The 21,868-nt window shown below is 69.9% G+C and carries 15 protein-coding genes, 7 tRNA genes and 1 pseudogene; 21 read left to right on the top strand and 2 right to left on the bottom strand.

The genetic code is table 11. The annotated features are described in order from the left end of the window. Positions 1-70 precede the first annotated feature (70 nt). Positions 71-1,636 carry an alkaline phosphatase PhoX gene (locus OV079_RS40560; RefSeq protein ID WP_267775046.1) on the bottom strand — a complete coding sequence of 522 codons (1,566 nt, stop codon included), beginning with the start codon at positions 1,634-1,636 and terminating at the stop codon, positions 71-73. 213 nt (positions 1,637-1,849) lie between these two features. Here OV079_RS40560 and OV079_RS40555 point away from each other — a divergent pair, with 213 nt between their 5' ends. From OV079_RS40555 to OV079_RS40535, 5 genes are all read left to right on the top strand, one after another. Next, on the top strand, positions 1,850-2,323 hold the full coding sequence (locus OV079_RS40555; RefSeq protein WP_267775045.1) for a hypothetical protein: 474 nt from the start codon (positions 1,850-1,852) through the stop codon (positions 2,321-2,323). A gap of 221 nt (positions 2,324-2,544) precedes the next feature. After that, positions 2,545-3,975 (top strand): hypothetical protein, encoded by a 1,431-nt coding sequence (locus OV079_RS40550; protein WP_267775043.1) that lies wholly within the window; start codon positions 2,545-2,547, stop codon positions 3,973-3,975. Between the two features lie 171 nt (positions 3,976-4,146). Next, positions 4,147-5,010 carry a hypothetical protein gene (locus OV079_RS40545; RefSeq protein WP_420829450.1) on the top strand — a complete coding sequence of 288 codons (864 nt, stop codon included), beginning with the start codon at positions 4,147-4,149 and terminating at the stop codon, positions 5,008-5,010. Positions 5,011-5,057: 47 nt separating this feature from the next. Further along, positions 5,058-6,428, top strand: coding sequence for a DUF4785 domain-containing protein (locus OV079_RS40540; RefSeq protein ID WP_267775039.1), 1,371 nt, complete (start codon positions 5,058-5,060; stop codon positions 6,426-6,428). A gap of 42 nt (positions 6,429-6,470) precedes the next feature. Beyond that, positions 6,471-7,502: a fibro-slime domain-containing protein gene (locus OV079_RS40535; RefSeq protein WP_267775038.1), complete on the top strand. Its 1,032-nt coding sequence runs from the start codon at positions 6,471-6,473 to the stop codon at positions 7,500-7,502. Positions 7,503-7,581: 79 nt separating this feature from the next. On the opposite strand, the gene OV079_RS40530 is transcribed toward OV079_RS40535, so the two are convergent. Further along, positions 7,582-9,009, bottom strand: a complete 1,428-nt coding sequence (locus OV079_RS40530) for a c-type cytochrome (protein WP_267775037.1) — start codon at positions 9,007-9,009, stop codon at positions 7,582-7,584. A gap of 25 nt (positions 9,010-9,034) precedes the next feature. On the opposite strand from OV079_RS40530, the gene OV079_RS56610 reads away from it, so the two are divergent. The 16 genes and pseudogenes from OV079_RS56610 to OV079_RS40455 all read left to right on the top strand — a co-directional run bounded on the left by OV079_RS56610 (position 9,035) and on the right by OV079_RS40455 (position 21,796). Continuing rightward, a complete protein-coding gene (locus OV079_RS56610; RefSeq protein WP_267775036.1) occupies positions 9,035-10,177 on the top strand; it encodes a TetR/AcrR family transcriptional regulator in 1,143 nt (380 codons plus the stop codon). Positions 10,178-10,402: 225 nt separating this feature from the next. Continuing rightward, the gene (locus OV079_RS40520; RefSeq protein ID WP_267775035.1) at positions 10,403-12,652 is read left to right on the top strand and encodes a type VI secretion system Vgr family protein; all 2,250 of its coding nucleotides are present in this window, start codon (positions 10,403-10,405) and stop codon (positions 12,650-12,652) included. 10 nt (positions 12,653-12,662) lie between these two features. Then, positions 12,663-13,184: a hypothetical protein gene (locus tag OV079_RS40515; RefSeq protein ID WP_267775034.1), complete on the top strand. Its 522-nt coding sequence runs from the start codon at positions 12,663-12,665 to the stop codon at positions 13,182-13,184. Further along, the gene (locus OV079_RS40510) at positions 13,127-13,894 is read left to right on the top strand and encodes a hypothetical protein (protein ID WP_267775033.1); all 768 of its coding nucleotides are present in this window, start codon (positions 13,127-13,129) and stop codon (positions 13,892-13,894) included. The genes OV079_RS40515 and OV079_RS40510 overlap by 58 nt, the downstream gene beginning before the upstream one ends. Continuing rightward, a pseudogene (locus OV079_RS40505) lies at positions 13,888-16,542 on the top strand (DUF6531 domain-containing protein); the annotation flags it as partial. The gene OV079_RS40510 and the pseudogene OV079_RS40505, both read left to right, overlap by 7 nt. Before the next feature lie 544 nt (positions 16,543-17,086). Next, positions 17,087-17,560, top strand: coding sequence for a hypothetical protein (locus tag OV079_RS60675; RefSeq protein ID WP_476703791.1), 474 nt, complete (start codon positions 17,087-17,089; stop codon positions 17,558-17,560). Beyond that, positions 17,499-18,452, top strand: a complete 954-nt coding sequence (locus tag OV079_RS40500; RefSeq protein WP_267775030.1) for an RHS repeat domain-containing protein — start codon at positions 17,499-17,501, stop codon at positions 18,450-18,452. Before OV079_RS60675 ends, OV079_RS40500 begins: the two co-directional genes overlap by 62 nt. A 73-nt stretch (positions 18,453-18,525) precedes the next feature. Continuing rightward, entirely contained in the window at positions 18,526-19,143 is a 618-nt protein-coding gene (locus OV079_RS40495) for a hypothetical protein (RefSeq protein ID WP_267775029.1), read from the top strand. A 1-nt stretch (position 19,144) separates the two neighbouring features. After that, the gene (locus tag OV079_RS40490) at positions 19,145-19,594 is read left to right on the top strand and encodes a hypothetical protein (protein ID WP_267775028.1); all 450 of its coding nucleotides are present in this window, start codon (positions 19,145-19,147) and stop codon (positions 19,592-19,594) included. Between the two features lie 789 nt (positions 19,595-20,383). Further along, positions 20,384-20,454 (top strand) — tRNA-Met (locus OV079_RS40485). A 174-nt stretch (positions 20,455-20,628) separates the two neighbouring features. Continuing rightward, positions 20,629-20,715: transfer RNA gene (locus OV079_RS40480), tRNA-Asn, on the top strand. Between the two features lie 259 nt (positions 20,716-20,974). Continuing rightward, a tRNA-Asp gene (locus OV079_RS40475) sits at positions 20,975-21,047 on the top strand. A gap of 129 nt (positions 21,048-21,176) precedes the next feature. Next, a tRNA-Gly gene (locus OV079_RS40470) sits at positions 21,177-21,247 on the top strand. 212 nt (positions 21,248-21,459) lie between these two features. Continuing rightward, a tRNA-Thr gene (locus OV079_RS40465) sits at positions 21,460-21,532 on the top strand. 16 nt (positions 21,533-21,548) lie between these two features. After that, positions 21,549-21,620: transfer RNA gene (locus OV079_RS40460), tRNA-Val, on the top strand. A 104-nt stretch (positions 21,621-21,724) separates the two neighbouring features. Next, a tRNA-Arg gene (locus OV079_RS40455) sits at positions 21,725-21,796 on the top strand. The last annotated feature ends 72 nt before the right edge of the window (positions 21,797-21,868 follow it).

The raw sequence follows: 21,868 nt of genomic DNA, 5'->3' as shown, positions 1-21,868 counted from the left end.
CGCAGTGACCCCTTCACGGCGGCCGCAGACAAGACCTCGAAAGCATGTCCCGAAGAACATGCCCCGAAGTTCATCCCTCCGAAGCAGCCCCCCGCTTGCGCAGCGCCAGCGCCCCCGCGGCCGCCAGCACCGCTCCGAGCCCCGGCCCGCCGGCGTCGGCCTTGCAGCCGCAGCCGCCGTCGTCGTCCAGCGCCCCGCCGCTCGCCGAGCCGGTCGCGTCCGCATCGGTGCTCTCCCCGGAAGTACTGACCTCCGCGCTCGTCGAGCTCACCCCCCCGCTCGTCGGCGCCGCGCTCCCGCCCGACTCCGAGTCCCCCCCGGTCTCCGTCTCCCCGCCGGTCGTCTCCGGCGGCGGCGTGAACTCCGGAAAGGGCCCGCGGATCGCCAGAGTCAGGTGATCGAACATCAAATTGACGAACAGGGTCTTGCCGTCGGGCGAGAAGCAGACCCCCGAGAATTCGCTGTCGCTCTTGGCGTTGCGGGCGAAGTCGAACACCTGGCCCTTCGCGTCGAGCACGCGCACGTAGTCCTCGCCGTCGCCGTCCTCCGCCATGAACAGCTCGCCCCACGGCGCGATCGCGATGTTGTCCGGGTGGTCGAGCACCTCGAGGTCTTCCGAGCGCGCCAGCAGCTCGAGCGTCCCGCCCTCGGGCCCGTCGACCAGTTTGGAAATTTGCCCGCCGCCGACCGGCCCCCCGCTGGTCGAGCACACGTAGACCGCGCCCTGCCAGTAATAGATGCCCTCGCCGCGCTTGACGATCGCCGCGCCCTTCGCCTGCGCCTGCCCGCGCACGCTGTCGTCGCCCGGCGTCGGCTCGTCGACGTCGATCCACGCGATCGGCACCACCTGCCCCACTTCCATGTCCGACGTCGCGAACTCGTCCTCTTCGACCGCCCGCAGCGCCTGCAGCTTGCCGGTGAACGGATCGGCCTTGTCGCTCGGTACGAACCGGTAGAAGCAGCTGTCGCCGCGATCCTCCGTCAAGTAGGCGACCAGCGTGTCCGGGTCGACGCACGCCGCCTCGTGCCTGAACCGCCCGTAGCCGGCGATCTGCCGCGGCGGCTGCACGCTCGTCGCCTCGGTCGAGCACAGATAGGTGTACCCGTGCTTGCCGTCGACCGTCTCCTCGCACGACAACCAGCCCCACGGGCTCTTGCCGCCGGCGCAATTGCGCAGCGTCCCGAACAGCACCAGGTTGCTCGACTTCACCGCGAGCGTCTCGTTGTCGATCACCAGCCGCGTGACGCAGCCCGAGGCCGCCGGGTTGTACGACTCCGGCGGCGCCTGCTGCTCCGGGTGCAGCGGCGTGTGAAGGATGTCGAGCACGCCGAGCTCATGGTTGCGCATGAGCACCACCGTGTCCTCGTCGGGCCCCGGGAACGCGCCCATCGCGTCCGGCAGCCCCGGCGAGCGATAGCCGTCGCTCATCGGGTCGAACAGCCGCGTGAGTACTTTATACGTGAACCCCGGCGGCAGATCGATGATGCCGTCGGGGTCGGGCACCAGCTCGCCGTACTTCGCCGCCCTGGCGATGCGGTGATACGTGTACGTGAACGGAAGCGCCGACGAGCCGACGATCGCGGCCCCGCCGCGCAGAAGCCCGCGCCGTCCGAACGCCGGGGAAGTCCGCTTCATACGCGGTCATCATCGCCACCTCCCGCCGCCCCTTCAAGGCCCCTACCGTGATGATCATCACCGCCCACGCCGGCCGGCTTCGCCCCTGCGACCTGGCCTTTGCGACAGCCGCGGCGCCGCGCGACGGCCCGCCTCCCGCGGCTCTCTCACCTGCTCCATGAGACATGTCGTCCCGTGTCGGGATCCTCCACCTGGTGCTATAGTCGCCCCCTCGTGCCCGCCTTCGGCCGCGCCAGCCTCCTCGGCATGCTGCTCGCCTACGGCGCCCTCACCCTCGGCGTCTGCGTCCTCTCGCGCGCGGCCGCCTGCGCGGGCGCCGACGCCCCGCGCGGCGCCGGCACCGCCGCCGAGGAGACCGCGCTGTGGGCCTTCTTCGGACCTGTCGCTCCGGGCATGTCGCTCGGGACATGGTCGATCGCACAGGTCGACAGGCCGCGCGGCGGCGCCGTCGTGTTCACCCTGCGCGCCGCCGGCCAGCCCGCTCTCGAGCTCGCGGTCACCCGCCTCGACGCCCACGGCCCGCGCCCGCTCGCCAGCACCGCTCACCTGGCGCTGTTCCTCGCCGGACCTGTCCCTGCGGACAGCCCAACCCCGCCCGCGGCCCTGACCGCGGCCGCCGCCCTGGCCGAGGCGTTGCGAGCCCGCGAGGCCGCCGGCCCGCCGCCCCTCGGCCCGCTCACCCCGTGAGCCCACATGAAGCTCGCCCGCCTCGCCGCGCCCGCGCTGCTCGTCGGCCTCGCCGCCGTCCACCTCGCGCTCGCGTGGCCCGGCGCCGGCGAGCGCGGCGTGATCGCCGAGGAGATCACGCCCTACCTGCCGCGCCACCCCGTCGTGCTCGCCGGCGATGGCGTGCGCCTGCTGCCGCCGCACGACCAGCCCGACCGCCGCGGCTGGGTCTCGACCGCGCAGTGGCCCCAACTCGCCTACGTCGGCGACGCCCGCACCTGGCCCCTTTTATTAAAGGCCACCAGAGCGCCCTCGGCACCTACGCCGGCCTCGCAGCCGCTCCCGCGCTCGGTGACGGCGTCGCCGGCGTCCGTCGCAGCTCGGTCCTCCTCGGCCTCGCGCTCGTCGGCCTCGTGTTCGCGCTGGCCCGCCGCCTCGGCCTCGCCCTCGCCCTCGCCGGCGCAGCCGCCCTCGCCTGCGTCCTGTCGCCCGGCCTCTTCTTCTTCGCCCGCACCGGCTACGGCTTCGAGCTCGCCAGCCGCGTCGCCATGCTCGCCGCCCTCGTGCTCGCCACGCGCCCCCTCACCGTCGCCCGCAGCCTCGCCCTCGGCCTCGTCCTCGCCGCCGCGATCCTCTGCCGCGCCACGATCGCCGCCACCCTCCTGCCCGCCCTGCTGCTCCTCCTCGCCCACCCCGAGCGCCGCGTCGGCCTGCGCCGCCCCGCGCTCGCCCTCGGCCTCGGCGCCGCGATCCCGCTGCTGTTCGCGCTCGCCGTCCAGCTCGCGCTCCCGCTGCACGCGGGCACCGCCCCCGCCGCCAAGCTGCCCCTCGCCGACCTGGCCCAACGGACAGCCACTGCCCCCGCGACCCTCGCCGCCCAGCTCGCGTGGGTCGCCGACCCCGACACCGTCTTGCTGCCGCTGGTCGCCGACCTCTCGCGCGCGCCGCTGCCCGGCCTGGTCTTCGGGACAGCCGTCCTCGCGCTCGCGCTGGCCCGCTGGTGGCGCGCTCGCGCCGGCGACGGCGAGTGCCTGTTCGTCGCCGCCGCCCTCGGCAACGCCCTGTTCGGCGCCTGGCTGTACGGCGACCCGCAGCAGTTCCAGCTCGGCATGGCCCTGGAGCCCCTGTTCGTCCTCGCGGTCGCCCATCAGCTGCAGTCCCTGCGCTCGCCGCGATTCGCGGCGCTCGCCGCCGGTGCCCTCCTGACCGCCCGCGCCTGGCAGTGCGGCGCCCTCCTGTCCGCCGAGCAGGCCGGCACCAACCCGATGCTCAGCGGCGCCGCGCAGCGCCAGCTGACCGCCGCCCTCGCCGCGCGTCACCCCGGCGAGGGCGACATCGTCACCACTACTTACAATCACGTCGGCATGCTCGAGGCCTGGGCGCCGCAATCACCACACCCGCCGATTCACGCCTATCGCGCGCTCCGCCGCGGGGACGACGCAGCGACGGCCTCCGCGTGGCGGGAGATCCTCCACACCTATCCAGCCCGCTTCGTGGTGTTGTCGACTGGCCCCAATCTGTTCGACGGCCCCTTCACCGACAACGCCGCCACCGAGCGCGCCCTCGTCTCCGCCCTGCCCGCGGCCGGTCGGACGATCGTCGCCCGCCACGAATTCCCCTGCGAATCCGGCCGCCCCTGCCTGGCGTTGCTCGAGCTCTCGCCGCGGCCGTGACACCGGGCCCGCTGCCAACATTCCCCGCAGCCGAGTTCAGGAATCGACCGCTCGCAATCCAGTGAATGCAGCTGCGCGCCCGCTCATGCAGAAGGGGCGACTTCGCGCATCTTTTCGATTGACGTCCGGCGCGCGATCCAGCTCTGATGCGCGCTGGAGTGTCCCTGCCTCATGCGTAGCAGCGTGCTGTCGTCCCTGGCCTGTATGGCCGTCCTCGCCCTCCCCGGCCTCGCGCACGCCAACGTCGGCGTCGCCTTCGTCCACGGCACCGGCAAGCAGACGAATGCCCTCGCCGACTACTGGACCACCCCCTTCGTCGATTCGGTGCGGCAGGGCCTGCCGAACCCCGCCAATTACGTCGTCATCAATTGCGACTTCGAACAATACATGTGGGACCCCGAGGCCGCCGGTTGCCTCGCCGGCCAGCTCACCACCTTCATCAACAACAAGAAGATCACCTCGATGGTGGTGATCACCCACTCCAACGGCGGCAACGTGCTGCGGTGGATCCTCTCCAACCCGACCTACGATAGCCGCTACCCCAAGATCATCAGCACCATCCAGTGGGTCGACGCCCTCGCGCCCTCGAGCCTCGGCACACCGCTCGCCGACGCGGTGACCGCCGGCAACACCTTCGAGAAGTCGCTCGGCTGGCTGCTCGGTTACAAGAGCGAGGCGGTCACGATGCAGCAGACCAGCCACATGGCCTTCTACAACAGCAACTACCTCTACGGCACCGCCGGTCGGCCCGCGCTGTCGCGTCAGTTCTGGGCCGTGGTCGGCACCGACGTCGACTCCTCCCCGCTCGACAACGACTCCTACTGCGGCGGCTACACGCTCAACGTCGGCCTCGAGACCACCCAGAACTGGCTCGACGACTGCTCCGACGGCTTCCTCGAGTGCTCCTCGCAGGGCGGCGCCGGCTACGTGTGGCTTTACGACACCGACTTCGCCGCCGGCGGCGAGCCGCTGAGCCACAACCAGAGCCGGCGCAACTGCTTCGGCCTCGACGTCGTCCTGCGCAACGACGTCTGACGCTTCCACCGCGCCGCACTCTCATCTCTTCTCGAGGAACCTCCGTCATGCTGACCCGCCTCCGTCTCCTCTCGCTCGGCGCCGTGCTGCTCGCCGCTCCGACCGTCGCTGCCGCGCCCGCGGCCCCCGGCGCCCGCCTCTCGGCCCCCGTGGCCGGCGACATCGCCGCTGACAAGCTCGCCACCGACGTCCCCGCCGTGTCCGCGAGCATCGACCGCGCGCCGGTGGCGATGAGCTGGCCCATCGAACAGTCCGCCGACGACCTGCAGGACCGGCCCGCGGCCCACCGCGCCGAGAGCCGGGCCTGGTGGCGCCGCCTCGACGTCGCCGCCCTCGCCGCCGGCGTCCCCCTGCCGATCAGCGAGCCCGGCGCGCTGCTCAAGCTCAGCCCGCAGGACGGCGCCGCGATCGCCGTCGACGCGCTCGAGCTCGTCGACCCGCAGGGCCGCGTCTACTCCGGCATCGACGCCCTGCGTCCGCTCACCGACCCGAGCCACCTGCGCAGCGCCGGCGCCTCGTTCGCCCCCGGCACCGCGATGTTCACCCTGCGCCCCGACCTCGGCGCCGGCGCCTTCGTCCTCCGCGCCCGCGTGCGCGCCCCCCTGCTCGTCCACGTGCTCGAGCGCGACGCCGACGCCTACCTGTCCCTCGAGCCAGACACCGACCTCGCCCTGGTCGGCGGGCGGCTGCAGGTGCGCGCCCACCTGCGCGACGGCGAGGCTGTCCTCAAGGCCAGATCGATCCGCGGCGAGCTCATCGCCCCCGACGGCGAGACCACCCGCTTCGACCTGACCCGCGCCCCCGACGGCAGCTATCGCGCCGACGTCCCCGCCCCGCGTCGCGCCGCCGCGCCCGGCGTCCTGCACACCCTGCAGATCCACGCCGAGGGCGTCACCGCGCGCGGCGTCCCGGTCCGTCGCACCGCCACCAACGCGGTGTCGATCGCGGCGCCGACGGCCCGCTACACCGGCGGCGTCACCGTCGAGGACGTGGCCGACGGACGTCTGCGCATTCGTCTCCAGGTCGAGGTCGGCGCCGCCAGCCGCTTCGCCGTCAGCGGCGTCCTCCACGGCACCAACCGCTCCGGCAAGCTCCAGCCGATCGGCGTCGGCCAGGCCGCCCGCTGGCTCGAAGCGGGCCCCGGCGAGCTCGTGCTCGAATTCGACGAGGCCACGCTCAAGGCCGCCGGCCTGCGCGGGCCCTACGAGCTCCGCGACCTCCGCCTCGTCGACCAGGGTCGACTCGCTACCGTCCACCGCCAGGCGCGCGCTGGCGCTCCCGTCCGCGCGACGCTGACCTGTCCTTCGGGACATCCTACCTGCTCGGCCCGTGTGGTCCGGCGCTCGCTGAGGCGGCCGGAACCGCGGGCTTTCGGCTGCCTCGGCGAGTTGCGCCCGTCAGGGCGATCGGTATCCTGAGCAGCTATGAGTTCAAAACACCTCGCCCTAACTCACGCTGTTATGACCCTCCTCGTCGCCGCCTGTGGCGGCCCCGCGACCCAGGGGGACACCGGCAACCTCGGCGACAGCTCGTCGACCACCGTCGCCGACACCACCACCTCGTCGACCGTGCCGACCACCGGACCGACGGGCGGGGCGACCGAGACCGGCACGAGCGACAGCGAGGGCAGCGCCAGCAACAGCGACACGCAGGCGACCACCTCGACCGGCACCACCGAGGCGATCACCGACTCCGGCGCGACCGACTCCACGACCACGACCACGCCCGAGACGACGACGACGACGGGCACCACCACCGACTCCACCACGACGGGCACCACCGACTCCACGACGTCGACCGCGAGCACCACCGACGGCGAGACCGCGAGCTCGACCACCGACGACACCTCGTCGAGCACGACCGACGGCAACACCACGGGCGAGCCGGTCGGCTGCGGCGACACCCTCACCGCGACCATCCGCGACTTCAAGCTCTCGCACCCCGACATGGAGGACTACTGCTGCGGCCAGGTCGACGGCCTCGTGCAAGCGGCCCTCGGCCCCAACAAGAAGCCGGTGTTCGCGTCGGTCGGCAACCCGAAGATGCTCACCGACGCGCCGACCTTCGCGCAGTGGTACACCGACGTGCAGGACGTAAACCAGAAGACGCAGATCGTCCTGAACCTGACGGAGATCCAGCCGGGCCTGTTCTCCTACACGAACAACAGCTTCTTCCCGGTCGACAACATCCTGTGGGGCAACGAGGGCCAGGGCCACAACTTCCACTTCACGACCGAGATCCACACGCAGTTCCAGTACACCGGCGGCGAGACCTTCACCTTCCAGGGCGACGACGACGTGTGGGTCTTCATCGACGGCGACCTCGTCATCGACCTCGGCGGCGTCCACGGCGTGACGACCGGCACCGTCGACCTCGACGACCTCGGCCTCGAGCTCGGCAACACGTACCCGCTCGACGTCTTCCACGCCGAGCGCCACACCGTGGAGTCGAACTTCCGCATCGACACCACGATCTGCGCCGTCCCGATGTGACGCGCCGCCTCCAAGCGCTCGCGCCGGCCGGGTTCTCTTCCATCCGTGAAGGAGACGCGCCGGCGCGCCGAACGCCGGCTCAGATCGTCTTGAGGTACTCGAGCACCGCCGCGCGCTCCTGCTGCGTGAGCGCGTCGCCGAACTCGTGGCCACCGTTGCTGTGCCCCGGCTTGGTGGTGTCGTAGATGAGGTTGCGCTGCTCGAACGGCCCTGCCTGATCCTGGCCGTGGTCGAGCTCCTCGAACGGCCAGCCCAGCGCGCTCCAGTCGTAGTTCGTGCTGTCGAAGTCGACGCGCTTCCAGTACGTCGGCCGCGCGCCGCTGTCGAGCACGAGCTCGAGCGTGGGGACCGAGGCGTTGTGGAAGTAGGGCGCGCTGGCCCACACGCTGTCGAGCGGCGGCGCCACGTAGCCGTGGAACGGCTCGGTGACCCCGAGCTCGGTGACGGTCCCGAAGAAGCTCGACTCGAACCAATCCTCGAGGTAGTTGAATTCGTTCGCGCCGTAGTTGGCGAACACCGGGTCGGTGCCGATGACATCGACCGGGATCAACATGTTGGGGTAGTACTCGTTCTCCCCGTCGGCGGTGTAGCTGCCGTGGCAGCCCGCGCAGTGGCACTGGAACACCTCGGCCCCCGCGGCCGCGAGCTCCTCGTCGACGGGATAGGGGTACTGGGGCGGCTCGATCGACTCGAGGTAGGCCACGACGTCGATGAAGTAGTCGAGGATCACCGCCGCCTCGGCCACCGTGTCGGTGCACAGCGAGGAGGCCAGGATCATGGTCCCCCGGTGGTCGCCGCGCGACATGCCGTTGGCGAACTGCGAGGCCTTCTTCCGCGCGTGCCACCAGGGCGGCGGATCGGCGGGGATCATCATGTCCTCCGGCAACTCCTGGATCGGCTCGTCCAACCACTCGAGCGTGACGGGATCGCGGTGCGAGAGCAGGATGAACGCGAACTCGATCGCCGGGTTGGTCCCCGCCGTGAGCATGATCGAGGCCGGGCCGACCACCGCGAAGCGCTGGATGAACTTGTTGAACGCCTTGCCCGCGTCGTTCAGCGCCGGCAGCGAGGGGACGAGTTGCATCAGCGCGAAGAGGTCGCTGGTGAAGTCGGCGTCGTGGCGACCCAGACCCAGGATCAGCTCGCCGTTGAACTCGGCGGAGTGGCAGTTGAAGCAATTGGGTGCGACGAGCTCCGAGCCGTCCTTCATCTCGAGCACGTTCCACCCGACCGGCACCTGGGCGTTCTTCCCCTCGCGCCAGGCGAGGCTCGGCCCGTCGGCGTACGTGCCGAGGAGGGGCTGCGCGATCGGGAACAGCTCCCACGGGATCCCGCAAGACACGTAATCCTCGGTGAGCAGCGCCTCGAGGCCGATCACGGGATCGCCGGGCAGAGACTCTTCGCGCGGGATCGGGTAGCCCTGCAACCAGGGAGCCTCGGGATTGACGCAGCCCAGCGGCGGCGGGTCGCCGCTGCTCTCCGAGTCGCCGGCCCCGGTCGGGTCCACGCCCGTCGTCGTCGGCGTCACGCCCGTGTCCGTCGAGCCCGCGCCCGTCGTCGTCGAGCCCACGCCCGTGGTCGTCGAGTCGACCGCGTCGCTGTCATCGGGGGCGGACGAGCCTGCAGCGGGTTCGTCGGAGCAAGCCACGCAGGGAAGGATCATCAAGGACGCGAACGAGACGACACGGCTGGCGATGGACATCGGCTCTCACCTCATCACCGATGATGAACCCGAGCAAAGCCCGGACATACTCGGTTTCCCGCGCGCCGTTCGGTTCGCCGGCCGCCTCCGCCAAACCTCCCGGTATCGGCCCGCTGGACGGCCTTCCATCTCCTCCGCGGATGTGCGTCTCCATGTTCTTGGCCCCGTTCATCGCTCGAGATGCTCGGTTTCTCGGGCGAGCAACGGCCGCGGCGCCGACCTCTTGAGCGTGTTGTTGCCCGCCCCCAGCGGCGGTCGACGGTACGGCGTTGGTGCTACAACCGTCATCCGAGTCATCGTCGGTTCGACTCGGGTCCCCCGCATGGCCAGAAAACGCACCACATCCCCGTTGCACCCGCGCAAGCGTCCCACGCAGGCGCGAGCGCAGCGGACCTACCTGGCGATCGTCCAAGCCGGCGCTCGGATCCTCGAGCGGCGCGGCTACGAGGCGCTGACCACCAACCACGTGGCCGACCTCGCTGGCGTCGGCATCGCCTCGCTCTACGAGTACTTCCCCAACAAGCAGTCGCTCGTCGCCGAGATCGTCCGCCACGTGCTCGAAGAATTTCTGGCCGACCTGCGCGCCAACGTCACGCTGGTGGCCGCTTCGCCGCACGAGGACGCCATGCGGGCCTGGATCGCGGCGATCTTCGCCGCCGTCCACAAGCGACGCTCGATCGTCGGGGTGATCTTCCGCGAGGTCCCGTTCCTGTGGGAGATCCCCGCGGTCGAGCAGGCGCGCGGGTTGTTGCTCGAGGTGGCGTTCGCGTCTCGTGACCTGCGCGCGCGCGCCGTCAGGACCGCGATGGTGCCCGACGCGACCGTGTACCTGCTGGCGACGATGACCGGGGCCGCCGTGCTCGAGGCGGTGCTGCGCCCGCCGCCGCAGTACGCGCCCGAGGTGCTGATCGCATCGCTGGCCGAGATCGTGAACAGGGTGAGAGGCGAACGACCGGACCCGACCGCGTCATGACCGAAGACCCCGCGCCCCGACTGTGAGCGTCGGGACCACGCGTGAACGACCCTCGGCGCGCCGGACCGGCGAAGGCCCAACTCGACGTCCCAACCGCGGTTGGCCGCCCCAACTCCCCCTGCCGCATCTCGGCCGAGAAGCGCCGCCGAGAGCCCTGCAGGCATTCGGCCTCGACCTTGCACGAGCGTGCCTCGGCAGTCCCGCGCGGGATCGCCCTCCACCCTCATGCTCCTCTTGAATCCCGATCCCCAGGCGACTCTCGGCTCCGAGCCGCTCCCACCGGCCGAGTTCCATTTCACCTGTGAAGAAGCTTCGGCCGCCGAATGGCACGTCCGTCGCTTCACCCTCCGCGAGGCCCTCTGCGAGCCTTATTCGCTCGCAATCGACCTCCTCACCGCCAGCGTCGATCTCGACGTCGCCGCGCTCCTCGGCGCCCGCTGCACCCTCGAGCTCTGCCGCGGCGTCGACGGCCGCCTCGTCCACGGCCTCGTCACCCAGGCTCGCACCCTCGGCGTCTTCTCCGGTCGCCTGGCCCTGCGCCTCGAGGTCGCGCCTGCCCTTCAACTCCTGTCCCAACAGACAGACACGCGATTCTGGCAGGACCGAACGGCCCCGCAGATCCTCCGCGAAGTGCTCGCGCCCGCCCTGCGCGACCTCGGCGGCGGCCTCGACATGCGCGTCGAGGAGGCCGCCTTCCGTCCCCGCGAGTACTGCGTCCAGTACCGTGAGTCCGACCTCGAATTCGCCGCGCGCCTCATGCACGAGGAGGGCCTCGTCTGGTTCTTCACCCACGCCGCCGATCGCCCCGGCGAGACCCTCGTCATCCTCGACAGCACCACCCGCGCCCAGGAGCTCGAGCACCCGCTCCGCGCAGTGCCCTACGTCGCCCGGCACACCGGAGTCGCGCGCTGTCAGTCCCTCGCCGCCTTCGACTGGCACGGCCGGCTCACCACCACCGCCGTCGAGCAGCGCGACTGGAACTGGCGCGACGTCGAGTCCGCCCCGTATCACCGCGTCGACGACGGCCGTGACGCCCGGGGTCGCGTCCGCGCCCACCATCACCACGACGAGCATCGCCTGCAACACGACGACGGCCGCGCCCGCGCCCGCCGCGAGCTCGAGGCGCACCGCGCCGGCGCCGAGCTCGGTCTCGCCGAGAGCGACGTCCTCGAGATGCTCCCCGGTCACACCATCACCTTGCACGGCCTCCCGCGCCCTCAGCTCGACGGCGACCACCTCATCGTCCGCGTCCATCACCGCGGCGACGCCCCCGAGCACGACCAGTTCGCCGGCGGCGCCGCCGAGCCGCGCTATGTCAACACCTTCGAGTGCGTCCGCGCCGACCGCCCCTGGCGCGCGCTTCAGGCTCCGCCGCGCCCGCGCGTCTACGGTCCGCACACCGCGATCGTCGTCGGCCCGCCGCGCGAGGAGATCCACACCGACGAGCACGGCCGGATCAAGGTCCGCTTTCACTGGGATCGCCGCTCCCCGCCCGACGACACCGCGTCTTGCTGGATCCGCGTCGCCCAGGCCAGCGCCGGCAGCGGCTGGGGCGCCATGTCCATCCCGCGCGTCGGCATGGAGGTGTTGGTGGAATTCATCGACGGCGACCCCGATCGCCCGCTCGTCACCGGTTGCGTCTACAACAGCATCAACCGCCCCCCGCACGCGCTCCCCGACCACAAGACGCGCACCACCTTCAAGTCGGACAGCTCGCCCGACGGCGAGGGCTTCAACGAGCTGCGGGTGGAGGACGCCCGCGGCCGCGAGGAGATCTTCGTCCACGCCCAGCGCAATCTGCGTGAGGTCGTCCGGCACGACCACGAGAGCGTGATCGGTCGCGACCAGCACGTCGAAATCACCGGCGTTCAAGAGGTCCGGGTCGGTAGACGCCAGTCGATCGAGGTCGACGGCCATCGCCTCGTCAACGTCAACCATGGCGACCTGATCCAAGAAGTCCTCAACGGCAGGTGCGCTACCATCGTCCGCGGTCGTCACCAGGTCGTCGTCACGCACGGCGACGATGTCGTGAACGTGCACCGCGGCGGCCATACGACCGCCGCCGAACTGGACGTCGACCTCTCCTCGCGTATCGGCCGGATGCACCTCGCCAGCAGCGGGCAGATGGTGCTCCGCTCGCACGACTCCCTGCTCTCGCTCATCGGCGAGACGAGGGCCGAGCTGGTCGCACGGAAGGAAACCCTCGCCCTGAGGGGCCACACCGACGTCACCATGAGTTCGAAGACCACCAAGGTCGAGATCTCCGCGCCGAACGAGGTGTGCGTGACGAGCCCGCAGCTCGTCGACATCAGCGGCGGCACGATCCGTCTGTCCGCTTTGGAAAAGATCGTCCTCAGCGTCGGCGCCACCAGCATCACCCTCGACCCCGCCGGCGTCACCATCTCCGGGCCGCGGATCACTAGCGCCGCAGTCGGGATCCACGAGATCACCGGCGCGCTCATCAAGATCAACTGAGGTGAGTCGTATGCAAGCCGTCCTCACCGAGCTCGAATCGCTGCTCGCCGGCCTCGTCGAGCGCGATCTCCCCGGCGTCCTCGTCGTCGCCTGCAGCGACGTCGAGACGCTCTACCTCGCCCAGGTCCTCGCCCGCCTCGACGAGCGCTCCGAGTCCGACCTCTTCCTGACCTTCACCGACGCCGCGGCCACCACCGCCGCGCTCGTCGACGCCCTCGCCGACAACCTCGCCTTGCAGCAGGCGAACCTCGCCGAGCAGCTCGGCCCCGGCGCCGCCCTGCCCGACCTTCCCGCCCTCGCGCGCGACCCCGCTGCCTCTCCGGCCACGCGCTTCCACGCGCTCGTGGACCACGTGCTCGCTCTGCTCCCGCCGGGCGATCACCGCCTCGTCATCGCCCTCCTCCCTCCAGCCTCCCACCCGACTTCAGCGTCGAGCTCGCCGAGCCGCTGCTGCGCGCCTCACAGCACCCGCGCGTGCGCCTGGTCCTGCGCGACGATCGAGCTCGCCCCGCGCACTTCACCTCGGCAATGACATGTCCCGATGAACATGTCCTCGCATACAGCCTCGACCTCACGCCCGAGGACGCCGTCGCGGCCGCCGCCGCTGCCGCCCGCGACCCCGAGCGCCCGGCGGCTGCGCGGATCCAGGCGCTCCTGGAGCTCGCCTGGCTCGACCTCGGCCACGGTCGCCTCGTCGACGCCGAGCAGAAGTTCTCCGGCTGCGCCGAGTTTCACGCTCGCACTGCGAGCCCTGCGCTGGCCGCCCTCGCGCGATCCGGCGTCGGCGACGTCCAGCGCGCCCGCGGCGACCTCGCCCGGGCCCGCCGGACCTACGAGACCGCGCTGCTCGAGGCAGCGGCGACCCCGGCGTTTCCGGTGACCCTGCAGATCGTCGTCGCCCTCGCCGACACCTGCCTCGCCCTCGCGCAGCCGATCGACGCCGAGGGCTACTATCAATTGGCCGACACCCTCGCCGCGAAGCTGCTGCGCCCGCACACCCGCGCAGACGTGCAGGAGTCGCTCGGTGTGTGCCATCGAGCCCGCGGCGCCGCTGCTCGAGCCGTTCGCGTGTGGAACGACGCCGCCGAGCTCTGTCGCGCCATCGACTACCCGCAGCGGCTCCACAGCATCCTCGGCCACCTCGCCGCCCATCACAGGCCGATCGATCGCGCCCGACACCGCGCCTGTCTCGAAGAACAGGCGACCATCACCACTCGCTTGCAGGAGGCCCGGTCATGCTGATCGTCGGCAAGCAGATCCGGCCCGCCAAGAACACCTCCGTCGGTGGCGACGAGACCGGCGGGATCCTGAGCGCCCTCCAAGAGGTCGTCGCCGTCCGCGTCGCGCCGTTCATCGCCCCGCGCTCGCCGGCCGAGCAGCGACAACGCGACGAGGAGAGCCCGCTCGCCACCGCCACCCGCCTCCTCGGTGGCAGTCTCGCGTTGCTCAACGTCCCCATCGAGCTCCTCGGCACCGGCTTCGCGCTCCTCACCGCCCCGCTCGGCGCCGCGGTCCCGCCGCTGCCCGCCGCCACCCTCGCTTCGCTCCACCTCGGCGCCCCGCACCTGCACTCGCATCCGCCCGCCATGCCGCTCCCGTTGCCGAGCATCGGCCCGGTCATGCTCGGCGGCTGCACCTCCGTCCTGATCGGCGGTCTGCCGGCCGCCCGCGCCGGCGACCTCGGCCTCTCGATCACCTGCGGCTCGCTCGCGCCTCCGTTCCAGGTGATGACGGGCTCGAGCAAGGTGTTCATCGGCGGCGGCCGGGCCGCGCGCTCGCTCGACATCACCCGTCATTGCCAGACCCCGCTGCCGCCCGCCGGCGCTGCCGCCAAGGTGGCCGCCGGCGCCTTGAACAGCCTCCCCCTGGCCCTCGGCGCCGCGTCTGCGGTCCTGCAGCACCAGCAATCGCAAGCGTGCGCGCGAGACAGCCGCGAATACGCGGCCGCCGGCGACACCACGATGGCCGCGGCCATGACCGAGGTCAGCGCCGGGCTGGCCCTCGGCGCGACCACGCAAGCGGCCCAGACCGCCGTCGACGCGGTCGCTCTCGCCGCCCGCCTCCTCATGGGCAAGGACCCCGGCACTCCGCCGTGCTTCGGCGCGATCATCACCGGCGCCTCGGACGTGCAGATCGGCGGCTTTCCCATGCCCCCCTGGCGCGTCACCATCGGCGCTCTCGGGAAACTCGCGCGCGGCCTCAAGTCGACGACGCGCAATCAGAACCTCGCCGACGCGCTGCACGCCCGCGCGCGCGGGAACTTCAAACCCGGGCGGCTCGACAACGCCCTGCACAAGCAGGATTGTTTCCTCACCGGTCATCCGGTCGACGTCATCGCCGGCCGCGTCATCACCGACGACATCGACCTCGAGCTCACCGGCCCGCTGCGCTTCGGCTTCGAACGCAACTACAGCTCCACCTGGAGCGCCCGCGACTCCGTCATCGGCCACGGCTGGTCGCACAGCCTCGATCAGGCCGTATGGCGCGAGAGCCGGCAGCTCGTCTACCGCGCCGAGGACGGCCGCGAGCTCTGCTTCGAGCTCCCTCGTGACGCCCGCCTCGACAGGCCGCTCCGCCTGTTCGACCCGCGCAACCGCCTGACCCTCTCGAGCGACGGCGACGGCCGCTACACCGTCGAGGACGCCGCAGGACGCCTGCACGAGTTCGCACCTGTCCCCGGGGACACCTCCGGCGAGCTCGGCCACGCTCGCCTCGTCGCCGTGCGCACCCTCGCCGGTCACGCGATCGCCTGCGACCACGACGACCGCGCTCGCCTGCATCGGGTCCGTGACAGCGCCGGCCGCGAGTACCGCCTCACCTACGATCGCCAGTCCCGCCTGCACCGCATCTTCATCCCGCACCCCGACCGCGAGGGCCTCGTCCGTCACCTCGAGTACCGCTATTCGTCCGAAGGCGATCTCATCGAGGTCGTCGACGCCCTCGGCCAGACCACCCGGTACGCCTACCATCGTCACCGCCTCGTCCGCCACACCCTGCGGACGGGCCTCAGCTTCCACTTCGAATACGACGGCCCCGAGCCCGGGGCCGCCTGCGTTCACACCTGGGGCGACGGCGGGATCTATGATCATACCCTCGTCTACGACAAGCAGCGCCGCGTCACCGTCGTCACCAACTCGTGCGGCGAGCCGACCGTCTACGCCGCCGGCGGTCGCGGCGAGGTCGTGCAGATCACCGACCCGCGCGGCGGCATCACCCGCTTCGAGTTCGACGAGCACCTGCGCAGGACCGCCGACATCGACCCGCTGGACCGCGTCACCCGCTACGAGTACGACGCCCGGGGCAACTGCACCCGCGTCGTCGGCCCGGACGGCGCCCAGCGCGTCGAGTACGGCGCGACCGGGCTGCCGCACACCGCGGTCGACGCTCTCGGCGGCCGCTGGCGCTACGTCCACGACGAGCGGGGCCGCCTCGCCACGCGCACCGATCCGCTCGGCCAGAGGACCACCTACCTTTACGAGCGGCTGCACCTCGCCGCGGTGATCGACCCTGCCGGCCGCGCGGTGCGATTCGTCCACGACGCCGCCGGCGCGCTCACTCGCGTGCAGCTCCCCGACGGCACCACGGAGGCATGGGCGTACGATCGCCGCGGACGTCCCGTCGCATGGACCGACGCGCGCGGCAACCTAGAGCGCCGCTGCTACGACCTGCTCGATCGCCTCGTCAGCGTCGATCTCCCGGACGGCGACCGCCGCACCTACGGCTACGATCCCGAAGGACATGTCCTCAAGGTCAGCGACGCTCGCCGCGACGTTCGCATGGCATATACCGGCATGGGCTGCCTCGTCGCCCGCACCGAGGCCGGATTCACCGTGCGATACGCCCACGACACCGAGGAGCGCCTCACCGCGATCACCAACGAAGCCGGCGCCGTCTACCGCTTCGAGCTCGACCCCGCGGGTGACATCAAGGCCGAGCACGGCTTCGACGGGCTCCGCCGGATTTACCGCCGCGACCTGGCAGGGCGCGTCACCGAGGTCTTCCGTCCGGGCGGGCTCCGCACCGCCTACGCGCGCGACGCCGCCGGTCAGCTCACCGGCGTCTTCCACTCGGACGGCAGCAGCGACGTCTTCACCTACCGCGCCGACGGTGCCATGCTCGATGCCGTGCACGTCGAGCCCGACGCCGAGCCGGTCATCGTCCGCTTCGAGCGCGACGCTCTCGGCCGCGTCGTCCGCGAGGCGCAGGGCGAACACTGGGTCGAGCAGGAACTCGGCCCCGACGGCCTGCGCTCGCGTCTGCGCTCGTCCCTCGGCGCGCGCGTGCAGCTCTCGCGCGACGTGATGGGCGCCGTCCTGCGCATCGAGGCCGGCGAGCGCGTGGTCGGCCACCTTTCGACGCGAGGCCGGTGGTCTCGAGGCGCAGCGCGACCTCCCCGGCGACATCTGTTCGCGGTGGCAACACGACCCGCTCGGCTTGCCCACCGAGCACACCATCGAGCACCTCACGCCCGCCCGGCTCGGAGCGCGCACGCACACCTTCGCGCATCATCGTCGGCGCCACACCTGGACGTGCGGCGCGCGCCTCGGCCGCATCGACGACCTTTACCGCGGCGCCATCGAATACGAGCACGACGAGCGCGGCTTCCTCGTCTCCGCCACCTATCCCCAGGGACAGGTAGTCCTGCGTCGACCCGACGCCGCCGGCAACCTCTTCCGCGACGGCGAGCACCGCCGCACCTACGGTCCAGCCGGCCAGCTCCTGAAGTCCGAGGACACCGCCTTCGAATACGACTCCGAAGGCAACCTCATCCAAAAGACCGACGACGCCGGCACCTGGCTCTACCGCTGGACCGCCAGCGGCAACCTGGCCGAAGTGTGCCGGCCCGATGGTGAGCGCGTCAGCTTCACGTACGACGCGCTCGGCCGCCGCACCAGCAAGTCCTTTTAAAAATATTCGACGTACCCGGTGGTTATGGGACGGCGACGTCCCGCTCCACGAGTGGACCCTCTCGCCGGACCTGCCCGAGTTACCGACGCGCGCACCGACCAATCCGGCGGACGAGCGACCGCTCGACATCAGCATACGCTCTCCGAGCGCCGACGATCCCGAGCTGCTCACGTGGATCTTCGAGCCCGCCACCTTCACGCCCGTCGCGCGCCTGTCCTCGCACGCACGCGAGGCTGTCAGCCTCGTCGCCGATCACCTCGGCACCCCGATCGCGGCCTTCGACACCGAGGGCCGCCCGGTCTGGTCCGTCGCCTTCGACATTCACGGCCGCGTCCGCGACCTCGCGGGCGACCGACAACTTTGTCCGTTCCGCTACCCCGGCCAATACGAAGACACCGAGACCGGCCTCTACTACAACCGCTTTCGCTACTACGACCCCGAGGCGGGCCAGTACATCAGCCAGGATCCGCTCGGCCTCGCGGCAGGCCTCGCCTTCTACGCCTACGTCCCCGACCCCCTGAGCTCCTTCGACCCGCTCGGGCTGCACAGATGCGACAAGAAGACACGGCAAACGCGTCCCCTCGATCACCTCGACATCGAGCATGCTTGGAGCCGCCACGCCGGCGAGCTGCTCGGCGGCGCGATGCAAGGACACGTCCACCGCTCCGCCTTCGTCTCGATCCTCGACCGCGCGCGTCGGAGCGGTCTCACGTTCTTCTCGCATTCAGCCTCATCGGCCACCATCGCTCACCTCGCAAGGATCGACGGCAAGTACATCGTGGTCCACTTCTTCCGCGACGGGCCGCACACCGGGAAGGTCGCCAGCGCATGGTGGCCGAGCCAGCGTCAGCTCGGCACGTATCTGCGGCAAGCACGCCGAGACGGCCCATAGGAGCACAATGAGGCGACAAGGAGAATTCTACCCCGTCATCACCATCCTCGCGGACGACGATTTTTCTCGTCACATGCGGAGAGTCATCGACTTTCATCTCTCACGGGGATGGCGGATCGAGCGAGCGCTCGTCGTCCGGAGGGAATCGCTCCCGAACAGTTTTCAGTCGATTGCGGACATCGAGCGCGATCGAGGAGAGTGCGCGGGTGACCCGCCGAACGAGCAGGTGCCGCTCGAACTGCTGCTGGAGCCCTCACGGAGTCTCGTCCGCCAGGGCGCGCACGAACGTCGCCTGCAGCTCGGAATCAGCTCCATCGCGTGTTCGGCCTCGGAACACCCGATCGAGCTCCTGCTCTCGAAGGAGAGCCCGAAGAAGAGCCTGGCGTCACTACGGGAGCTCGTTCAAGGCCTCCGCCCGCCCATCGCCGCCCTCGGCTCGTCGTTGTTCCGCGGTCCATCCCTGGCCGAGTTACGAGAAGCGACAAACCCGTTCCGGGTCGAGATGGAGAGGCTCTACATGTCCCGTGAGGCGCTCCAAGACAAAGCCGACGATCCCTTCGCCGACCTCGAGGCCGTCCCCTGGGAGGAAGGGGTGCTGTTCTCGGGCGACCCGGCAGAGCTTACCCGAAGGTGCTGGCCGCTCCTCCGCAAGTGGGCATTTTCCGTCCCGCGAGCCGAGGCATCCACGTGACATGAACCTCGCCGAAATGATCAAGGCTGCCTTGACCTTGCTCGAATCCATTGATGAACGCCTCGCACATATCCGCTTCGGCGGCGACTGCGGAGAGCTCAGGCTTCTTGCGCACGAGCTTCTGTCGACACCGGCCACCGACCGCCAGGAAACCACCGAGCTCTACTATGATTTCCTGAGCAACATGGTCAGATCGATCTTCCTCGCGCAGTGTGACGGCACGCTTCTATCCAGGGATAAGCTCCGGATCTTCCAGCTGCTCCAAGAGGATTGGTCCGACGAGGCCGCGGAAGGCTTTCGTGCTTCGATGCTCACCCTTCTGGGGCTCAATGAACCGCTTCCGGGCGTGCCCGAGTGGCTGCGCTCAGCCGCGCAGCGACAGCGAGACCCGGCCTACGCCGAAGCGATCCGAGCCTGTGCCGATTGCCCCCGAACGAAGCCGGCCGTCTGACCCGGGCGCGCGCGGGCGATGACGGCAACGCCCGGCGTGCCCCCTTGCCATCGTCCGCGGCGGGCTCATGTTCGCCCGTGGCGTCCTCAATCGCGCCTCGACGACAGCCTCGAAGCGCGGGGCCGAACCTCGGCGCTCTTGCGGCCGAGGCCCTGCGATACATCTCGATACAAACCGATTCGATAGGATAGCATTCCGCCCCGGAGTCTCCCCGAGTCCAATCGGCAACCTGTTGAAATCACGCGCTTTGCCTCCGCGGTTGACTCCTGGCCTGCCGCGTGCTCAAGTGGGGGCAAGGACCTGCGTCATGGCACCGATCGCCGTCACCACGAAAGATACGCACCAGCCCGTCGCCGACGATGCGATGGGCAAGCGTATTAGGCCGTGGCGACGTGGTCGCGGATGCTGACGTAGAGCACTGCAACCGTCCGCGACCACGAAGTCGGCGAGCGTCCAACTGGCGGCAAAACAAACCGCCGCCAGACGCTCAGTTCGCGGCGCGTCGGCAAAGCGTCTCGTCTGCGAGCTTCTTCCAGGTCGCCCTCGCTTCCGGGTTCGGGAGTCCGGGGTCACGCCTCGGGTCGGCGTCTCACGGCGCCGGCATCGGCCGCTCCGGCCGGGTTCGCGTCCTCGACGCGCGCTGTTTTACAACTGAATCGTGGAAGAGGAAGAGAAGATTGCGTCGTCGGGCGGCCCCGACCCTCGGCTCTGACCCGAGGCTTGCTGGATCGACACCAGCCGGCGCAATTCATGCCGTGGCCTCGACGTCTCGTCGACGCCGCGCGAAGGGGTGCCGTGGCCGAGTGACAGGCAGCGCTCTCATAAGGCGCCATACGCAGGCTCGTTACCTGCCGGCACCATCCCTTGACGACAATCGGGCTGCGAGCGAAGGCGCTGGCGAACCCTTGCAAGGTTCGTGTTCACATCGGGGGCGGTACCCGAGCGGTCCACTGGCGGCGTAACGACGCCTGTTACGTCACAGCGAGCGTTCAGCACAACACACGGCGGTCGGAGCCGTGCTCGCACCGACACCTGGGAGCGTCGTCCAATGGTAGGACAGCAGATTGTTAATCTGCCTGGGCTTGGCCCACTCGATGCAAGTTCGATTCTTGCCGCTTCCGCTCTTGGGCCGATGGGACAGATGGATGTCCGGCGGATTCTTACCCCGCTTCAGGCTGGATCGTTACCAGCTCGGCTCGTCACTATTTCTATTCTTTAAATTAAGAATACTCTATCGACCCCGGGCTCCGGCCAGGACGGGAATGGGGCGGACTTTTAATCCGTATGCCGAGCGCGTGCGCTCGACCGAGTTCGACTCTCGGGGAGCTCGTATCCGTATTATTTCGCCAATCCGGTGGCCTCGCCGACTCGAGGCCGTTTGCCGCCGTAGGGGAGCTGGAGTCCCCGCCTCGTTGTCAGCGAGGAGATCGCGGGTTCGAACCCGCCGGTGGCGTCTCGCGCAGGGGCGCGCGCGGTGAGCTACGCGAGGCTTTGAACCTCGCCAGGAGAGTTCGAGCCTCTCCGCCCCTTATCTCTCGTGAATCTTCTCCCCCGTGATTCGTATGCGTGTCACGACTCGCTCGCCGATGTGGCCTAGTGACTGGGCGTCACCCTTCCAAGGTGAAGACGTGGGTTTGATTCCCGCCATCGGCTCTCGCGCGCTGCGCCGCGCTGTTTTTCAAGAATACTGCAGTTCAGGTCTTGTCAGTGAGACGCGTGGTTGCCTACCACGAGGGCCCGGTGCGACCCCGGGGAGCTGCTCTACCGTAATTGCCCTTGCTCCAAGGGAGGGCGCTGCTTGGTATGTAGCGCAGTCCGGGAGCGTTACCCGGCGAGGGCTCCGCCGCGGTCCTGCGGGACCTCCTGCCCCCCAAGCATCAATGGTGATGCGCCGCCCTCGTAGCGCGGAGTCGCCGGGTTCGATCCCCGGGCGGGGCTCTTTCTTTTATTAAAAGGTCCAGGAGCTCCCCGGTCGAGCGCCTGCATGACACGCAGGAGGTACGAGGTTCGATTCCTCGATGGACCAACACTTTCTTGCTCTCGTGGTCTAGAAGATAGGGCCCAGGTCTACGGAGCCTGAGACGGTGGTGCAATTCACCCGAGAGTACTCTGTTTGTTCGTTCTCTGCTTGCTCTCGTGGTCTAGAAGACAGGGCCCAGGTCTACGGAGCCTGAGACGGTGGTGCAATTCCACCCGAGAGTACTTTCTCATTAAAAACAACGCATGGCCTCGAAGTGTATCAGATTGCACGCGACCGTCCGAAGGTCGAGGACT

The organism is Nannocystis pusilla (assembly GCF_026626665.1).
In the GTDB taxonomy this organism is placed as follows: domain Bacteria; phylum Myxococcota_A; class Polyangia; order Nannocystales; family Nannocystaceae; genus Nannocystis; species Nannocystis pusilla.
This window is presented reverse-complemented; position numbering and strand designations above follow the sequence as displayed.

Excerpts from the sequence above, each read along its gene's own strand:
- OV079_RS40560 (WP_267775046.1), bottom strand. The coding sequence starts at position 1,636 with ATGAAGCGGACTTCCCCGGCGTTCGGACGGCGCGGGCTTCTGCGCGGC.
- OV079_RS40500 (WP_267775030.1), top strand. The coding sequence starts at position 17,499 with ATGGTGAGCGCGTCAGCTTCACGTACGACGCGCTCGGCCGCCGCACCA.
- OV079_RS40520 (WP_267775035.1), top strand. The coding sequence starts at position 10,403 with ATGCTCCTCTTGAATCCCGATCCCCAGGCGACTCTCGGCTCCGAGCCG.
- OV079_RS40535 (WP_267775038.1), top strand. The coding sequence starts at position 6,471 with ATGACCCTCCTCGTCGCCGCCTGTGGCGGCCCCGCGACCCAGGGGGAC.
- OV079_RS40540 (WP_267775039.1), top strand. The coding sequence starts at position 5,058 with ATGCTGACCCGCCTCCGTCTCCTCTCGCTCGGCGCCGTGCTGCTCGCC.
- OV079_RS40490 (WP_267775028.1), top strand. The coding sequence starts at position 19,145 with ATGAACCTCGCCGAAATGATCAAGGCTGCCTTGACCTTGCTCGAATCC.
- OV079_RS40515 (WP_267775034.1), top strand. The coding sequence starts at position 12,663 with ATGCAAGCCGTCCTCACCGAGCTCGAATCGCTGCTCGCCGGCCTCGTC.
- OV079_RS40495 (WP_267775029.1), top strand. The coding sequence starts at position 18,526 with ATGCGGAGAGTCATCGACTTTCATCTCTCACGGGGATGGCGGATCGAG.
- OV079_RS40545 (WP_420829450.1), top strand. The coding sequence starts at position 4,147 with ATGCGTAGCAGCGTGCTGTCGTCCCTGGCCTGTATGGCCGTCCTCGCC.